Here is a 6,990-nt window from a genome sequence, read left to right on the forward strand (position 1 = left end):
GTACCGGGGTTCGGCGTAGCGCTTGGGGTTCCGAAGCTGCGAGCTGGCGCATCGAGGGTCCGAGCTGCGGCACGAGTAGCGGGTGGAAGCCCTGGTTCTCTGGCGGGCAGCTCGAGTCGCTACGTCGATCATCTTGGGGAGTGGCGTCGTCCCGTGGCCGGCCCATCTTCGTTGGGCGGCGATTTTTGTCGGACCCGTCGGATTGGATGGCCTACGTGAGGTCATGATCGCTTTCCGTGTCACGGGGTGGTGGCACGTTCTGGAGCGGGGGGTCTGGAGATGTAGGCGCACAGCATGAACTCGTCAGGTGTCCGCCATCACCTTATCGATCATCTTGAGGGGACGGCGGAGCGGTTCGCCTCGGTGTTCGGGACGGGGCCGGCAGGCCGGTTCGTCGGGCTAGCTCATGACACGGGCAAGGCGTCGTGCACCTGGCAGGAGCACCTGCTGCTGGCGGAGTCGACGGGTCGTCGCGTGGGCTTCGATCACAAGTCGCTGGGAGTTCTGCTGGCTCGCCGCCGCGGGGCAGCAGAACTGGGGGTGGCGCTGCATGGCCATCACGGTGGGCTGACCAGCCCGGCGTTCGTCAACTCCGAGGTGGACAACGCGCCTGCGGAGCAAGTTCAGGCCCGGTTTGAGGCGGAGGCTGCGCTGCGCCCGCTGCTGCCGGCTCTGTTCGAGGGTCCGCCGGTGCCGCTACCTTCCGACATCTCCTCGAAGGTGGAGATGGATATGCTGCTCCGCCTGCTGTACTCGGCGCTGGTGGATGCTGATGGGCTGGATACGGCCGCGCATCGTGCCGGCGGGCAGCCGCGTGTCGCGCCGCCAGCGGACATGGCGATGTTGTGGAATCGGTTTGTCGTGCGCCGCGAGCGGATGCTGGCGGGTCGGGGCGCCTCCACAGTGGACAGGTGGCGGGAGGAAGTGTTCCAGGCCTGCGTGGCTACGGCCTCTGGGCCTGGGGGGTTCTTTCGGCTGCCGGCGCCGACCGGGTCGGGGAAGACGATTGCGGCAGGGGCGTTCGGGCTTCGGCATGCGTTGGAGCACGGCAAGGCTCGGGTGATCGTGGCGGTACCGTTCACGACGATCGCCGAGCAGAACGCAGCGGTCTACCGGCAGCTGTTGGACCCGGAAGGTCCTGACGATGGCAATCCGAAGAGCGTGCCCGGGAGATCTTCACCAACAAGATGCAGCGCCGGGCGTCCGCGCTCGGCGAGGGTCACAACCGGAGAAGGAACCCGATATGGCGCTTCGCCGCAACCTGCAGCGCCGGGCGTCCGCGCTTGGCGAGGGTCACAACTGAGCTGCGCAGCGACGCCGGTAACCGAAGGAGACCCGTTGACGGACAGGGACCTGCGCGCCCAGGCCGACTATGACACCGGCGAGGTGCGCATCATCCGGCACCAGAATGATGGGGGCGAGAGCATCGGTAACACCGGCGTCGCCCGGCTCGGCCGGCCAGACCGCGAGGCCGACCTTGGCTCGCTCGAACGGGCTGCCGACCTGCTGCTCGCCGAGGTCGGGCTGAAGCGCCACGGTCCGTGGCGTCGGGGACGGCAGTGGACGATCGCAGCCACGGTCATCAACACCTAGCCCCGTCTTCCGCACATGGGGTTTCGATGCGTCGACCGTCCCGACTGTTGATCATGGCGGCTGGGTCGGGTCGACGCCGAGGATGTCGAGCAGGAGTTATGGTAGGGGTTCGGGTCGGGGGATGTAGGCCGGTGTCCCGCTGTGGGCTGGGACGTAGCGCAGGTGGGCGAGGGCTGCGAGGACGAGCTGGCCGGTCGGGCGTGCGGGGCGGCCGACGCAGAGGCCGGGGATCTTCACACCACACGCACGTGCGGAAGACAGGTGCTGGCCGCGTCGCCGAGCGGCCTGACCTACCTCCGGTCCGGCGCCATTCGGTCTGACCGAGGAAATAACGATGCGCCACCGCATTGTCCCGTCGCAGGCCCCTGGTGGCCGTTCTTATACCTGATCCGGGCTGCGGCCGCCCGGATATTCACCAGCGCTGCTGACGGCGGCGCGGATCGCGAGCTGAAGGCAGGATGTACCTACCTGACGGCAGGAGAAGGCAGATGGTCGAGTTCAACCCCTATGATCTCGCGACGTACCGCGATCCGTACCCCGTCTACCGGGCACTGCGGGACGAGGCGCCCGTGTACCACAACCCGGACCTGAAGTTCTGGGCGCTGTCCCGGCACGCGGATGTCGCCGCCGCGCACAAGGACTGGCAGACGTACTCCAGCACGGGCGGCGTGACGATCGAGGGCGCGGAGGCCGGCGCCCCGATGATCATTCTTAAGGACCCGCCGGAGCACCGCTGGCACCGGAAGATCATCGGTAAGGTGTTCACGCCGAACCGGATGCTCGCCCTCGAGCCCTACATCCGCCGTCGGGCCGGCGAACTGCTGGACGCGGTGGCCGACTCCGGCGAGTTCGACGTCGTGCAGAACTTCTCCGTCGCGCTTCCGCTCGACGTCATCAGCGAGCTGATCGGCATCCCGGAGGAACACCGGGCTGTCGTCAACGAGTGCTCCGACCGGATACTGGCCCGCGGCGAGAGCAAGGGGGCCGATACGGACTTCCTCGAGAGCACCGGCACTCTGATCAACCTCTACCTGTCCCTGATCGCCGAGCGGCGCAGGAACCCGACCGGTGACCCGATCAGCCTGCTGATCGAGACCGAGGTCGCCGACGACGAGGACGGCACGACGACCCGGCGGATGACCGATGAGGAGATCGCCTTCCGATTCCTCGAGCTCGGCACCGCCGGCCACGAGACCGTCGCCAAGACCATCCCGAACGGGATGATGGCGCTCACCCGCTTTCCGGAGCAGCGTCGCCGCCTGCTCGACGACCCGTCGCTCTACGACCGGGCCGCGGGGGAGACGTTGCGTTTCGACGCCCCGTCGCAGCTGCAGGGCCGGACGTCGACCCGCGACATCGAGCTGCACGGCGTGCCGATTCCCGCCGGTCAGCGGGTCATGCTGATCACCGGCTCGGCGCTGCGGGACGAGCGCGTCTACGAGAACCCGGACGTGTTCAGCCTCGACCGCAAGGAGGAGCCGACGACGGTGTTCTTCGGTTTCGGCATCCACCGCTGCCTCGGCGCCCACCTGGCCCGTCTCGAGATCAAGGTGGCCTTGGAGGAGATCCTCAAACGGTACCCCGACTTCATCGCCGACCCCGCCCGCGCCGAGGTGAAGGTCTCCTCGAACGTCCGCGGCGTGTCGAAACTGCCGGTCACCCTGAAAGGCGCCGGCATCGCCTAACCCCGCCCACCAGGCCCGCAGCGATCAGAACCCTGGTGGCTGCGGGACCGGTCGCGCTGGGATGAGCTGGCGCGCCGGCACGGGCAGGGCAGCTACTACGACGCCTCGAACCCGGAGGGTCGCGGAGACCAGATGCGACACGGGCAGGACGACCGTTGGACGACGACAAAATCTGACGGGATCGTGGGGCCACGGCCATGGAACCGAGTGAAGCGATGGCTACCGCGACGAGGTCGGTGACGGTGATGTCATGGGACCGCACCCGAGTCAGATCGACCAGTCAGGACGTCGTACATCATGCGCCGGTGCCGGTCGTGGCGGAACTGATCCTCTCACCCTGGATTCGCGGGTAACCCACGTCGCCAGCCACGCGGTGGCTGGGACCGCCTGGCGTCGACGTGCCAGGTGGGCGGGTGAGAGGAGGAACATGAACGGATGCCCGACGTCCGGTGGAAGAGCGACCCCGAAGAGCATGACTACCCCGCGGCGGCGGCCTATCTGGGGCTTCTGGCCGGGCCCGAGGAGATCGACGCCCTGATCGGACTGCTGCGCGCGGCCACGACCCGGCGTTGGAGGGCCAAGGACATCCTGCGTGCGTCCGGGCTGCCGCTGCTGCCGGTCGACAACCCGCACGTCGCCGCGGACCTGCGCAAGATCGTCGCCCGCAAGGCGTTGTCTCCGGTGCTCCTGATTCGCGGCGACCTGATGTCGGGACGGGCCCTACAGGTCGCCGACGGCTACCACCGGGTCTGCGCGAGTTACCACACCGACGAGAACACCGAGATCCCCTGCCGGCTGGCGGCCTCCAGCACCCACCCGAGCCAGCTGACCCAGCCAGGGGCCCCGGCGGCGGAACACCCGTGAGCTTCGCCCTTCTGGCACTGGTCTGCCTGGCCGGGATCACCGGTCCGCTGCTGGCGCTCCCGCGCCGCTGGCGACTGCCCGTCGTGGTCGGTGAGCTCCTGGCCGGGATCATCCTCGGCCCGATGGGCGTGGGACGCCTGGACCCGACCGCGTCCACCTTCGCCTTCCTGGCCAACGTCGGGTTCGCGCTGGTGATGTTCGTCGCCGGCTCGCATGTCCCGGTGGGTGACCGTGACCTTCGGCGGGCGCTGCCGGTCGGGCTGCGCCGTGCCGCCGCCGTGGGGGCGGCGTCCGTTCCCGTCGCTCTGGCTATCTCCACGGTCTTCGGCACCGGCCACCCGGCCCTGTACGCCGTGCTGCTGTCCTCGTCCTCCGCCGCCCTCGTCCTGCCCATCCTCGACGCGCTACAGCTCAAGGGCACCGCGGTCCTGCAGTTACTGCCCCAGGTGGCCATCGCCGACGCCGTGTGCATCGTCGCCCTGCCCCTGGCGATCGATCCGACCAGGGCGGGCCGCGCGGCCATCGGGGCCGTCGTGGTGCTGGTCTGCGCCGGTGCGCTGTTCGCCGTCCTGCGCGAGACCGAACGCCGTGGATGGCGTAGAAGGCTCCACCACCTGTCGGAACGACGTAAGTTCGCCCTGGAACTGCGGATCAATCTCGCTCTGTTGTTCGGTCTGGCCGCCATCGCCCAGGCCTCCCAGGTGTCGATCATGCTGGCCGGGTTCGCCTTCGGTCTGGCCGTAGCCGCCGCCGGTGAACCGCGCCGCCTGGCCCGCCAGCTCTTCGCCATCACGGAAGGCTTCTTCGGCCCGCTGTTCTTCCTCTGGCTCGGAGCGTCCCTGGACCTGCGGGCGCTCGCCCAGCGCCCCGCCCTGATCGGGCTCGGCCTGGCGCTCGGTCTCGGGGCTGTCGTGTATCACCTCGTCAACCGTCTGATCGGCCAGCCGGCAGCACTCGGTGCGCTGGCCGCCGCGCAACTCGGCGTGCCGGTCCCGGCCGCGACCCTCGGTGCGCAGTCGCACCTGCTGGCCACCGGCGAACCAGCAGCCCTCGTCCTCGGCGCCCTCGTCACGATCGCCGTCACCTCCGTGGCGGCAGCACTCACCGGCCGCGGCCCCGCCACGCCGCTCGACCCAGCCGGACCCACCCCACCCCACAAGCCGGATCCCAGGCCAACCTGACCGCAGGTGACGGCCGCCAGCAGCCACGAGCAGGAGGAGGGCGACGAGAAGCGCCGTAGGATCACCGCCGTGACCGACGTTCTACGGCCGGTACCGGCCCTGCGCCGACCAGACCTGCTCGCGGCAGCGACCGCGGCGGCGCTGGCCGCCTGGCCGAAGGCGGGGTCCGCGCCGCCTGTCGAGCAGGTCGAGGTGGCGGAGATCGACCCCGAGCTGGCCGACACCGCGGCCTTCTGCGCACGCTACGGGGTGGAGCCGGCCGACTCGGCGAACTGCGTCATCGTCGCCGCTCGGCGCGGAGCCGAGACCACGCTCGCGGCGTGCGTCGTTCTCGCGACGACCCGGGCGGACGTGAACGGGCTGGTCCGGCGCCGGCTGGCTGCCCGCAAGGTGTCGTTCGCCCCGATGGACGCCGCCGTGTCCAGCACCGGGATGGAGTACGGCGGCATCACCCCGGTGGGACTGCCAGCCGCCTGGCCACTGCTGATCGACCGCGCGGTCGTCGAACATCCCCGCGTCGTCGTCGGCTCCGGCCTGCGCCGATCCAAACTGTGGCTGCCCGGCGCGGCGCTCGCCGCCCTCCCCGCAGCCGAGGTCCTCGACGCCCTCGGCACCTGAGGCCCAGGCGGCCGGCTGGCGGGCCCGACGGCAGACCGTCGTCCCCGCATGACGAGTCGGCAAAGCGCGCCTGCCGCCGCGCCGAGCAGCCGACCTGTGCCGCCGACGTTGGCGGCCGCGTCGGCGATGGCCTTCGCGTCGGCGACGTCCACGCGGGCGGCGGTCGTCGGGACGTGGCGGCCGTTGTCGATCGACCGCAGGACGTGCCCGTCGCACGGGCCACGACAAGCTCCCCAGTACGCGAGATCTGGATCAAGGGCGACACGTCCTTGAAGCCGGTCGGATACGGAAACCAGACCGACCGGTTCTACGTTCGGCCTGGCCTCAGGATGATTCGCCACCTGGACGTTCTGCACCGCCCCTGGCGCACACCCAGGTGCCAGTGCCATCAAGAGCAGCAGCACGTGTGACCTCGCCGGGTGGCAGCGGAGCGTGCGCAGCAGACCGGCGAAGGAGTGGTTCGGGGTGTCGTTCAGTCGCTGTACGGCGGAGCTGGCCCGTCTGACCCGATCTGGCTCAGTACGGCTGCCGATTCCTGGCTCGGCTGGCTGCCAGCCGGCCCCGACCTGGCCACCGCCGTCCGAAGAACGCACCTGCACCGCCTGACACCGCCACAGTGGTATGACGAAGAGGGCGGTATGGCACGGTGAGGGGTGGGCGGATGGCGGACGATCTGGGGGCGGCCGGGCTACGGTTCGAGCGGGACGGCGCCATCGGCTGGTGTGTCATCGACCGGCCGGCGGCGCGTAACGCGCTGACGCCGGCCATGTACTTCGGGATCAAACGGGCGGTGTGGCTGGTCAACCGGGATCCGGACCTGGCCGCGCTCGTCATCACCGGCACGGGTGACGTGTTCGCCCCGGGTGGAGATCTGGGTGGCCGGTCCGAGCCGGGGGATTCGCTGCCGCCCGGTCTCGACGGTCCGGACATCCTGCCGTTCGTCACCGTCCGGGACAGTCAGGCCCCGGTGGTGGCCGCGGTGAACGGCATCTGTCAGGGCGGGGGGCTGCTGATCGCGATGCTGGCCGACATCGCGGTGGCCAGCGACC

6 protein-coding genes are annotated in these 6,990 nt (G+C 69.9%); all 6 read left to right on the top strand.

Annotation, left to right across the window (positions count from 1 at the left end; genetic code table 11):
• The first annotated feature begins 294 nt into the window (after positions 1–294).
• Positions 295–1,593 (top strand): CRISPR-associated endonuclease Cas3'', encoded by a 1,299-nt coding sequence (locus tag G6R24_RS16440; protein ID WP_163550119.1) that lies wholly within the window; start codon positions 295–297, stop codon positions 1,591–1,593.
• 488 nt (positions 1,594–2,081) lie between these two features.
• Positions 2,082–3,278 carry a cytochrome P450 gene (locus tag G6R24_RS16445; RefSeq protein ID WP_163550120.1) on the top strand — a complete coding sequence of 399 codons (1,197 nt, stop codon included), beginning with the start codon at positions 2,082–2,084 and terminating at the stop codon, positions 3,276–3,278.
• A 435-nt stretch (positions 3,279–3,713) separates the two neighbouring features.
• Entirely contained in the window at positions 3,714–4,142 is a 429-nt protein-coding gene (locus G6R24_RS16450; RefSeq protein WP_163550121.1) for a hypothetical protein, read from the top strand.
• Positions 4,139–5,323, top strand: a complete 1,185-nt coding sequence (locus G6R24_RS16455; protein WP_163550122.1) for a cation:proton antiporter — start codon at positions 4,139–4,141, stop codon at positions 5,321–5,323. The genes G6R24_RS16450 and G6R24_RS16455 overlap by 4 nt, the downstream gene beginning before the upstream one ends.
• Positions 5,324–5,329: 6 nt before the next feature.
• Positions 5,330–5,941 (top strand): YbaK/EbsC family protein, encoded by a 612-nt coding sequence (locus G6R24_RS16460; protein ID WP_225438620.1) that lies wholly within the window; start codon positions 5,330–5,332, stop codon positions 5,939–5,941.
• 661 nt (positions 5,942–6,602) lie between these two features.
• The coding region (locus G6R24_RS16465; protein ID WP_163550123.1) for an enoyl-CoA hydratase/isomerase family protein at positions 6,603–6,990 on the top strand (388 nt) is incomplete at its 3' end.

The sequence above is a fragment of the Candidatus Frankia nodulisporulans genome, assembly GCF_902806475.1.
GTDB lineage: Bacteria > Actinomycetota > Actinomycetes > Frankiales > Frankiaceae > Frankia > Frankia umida.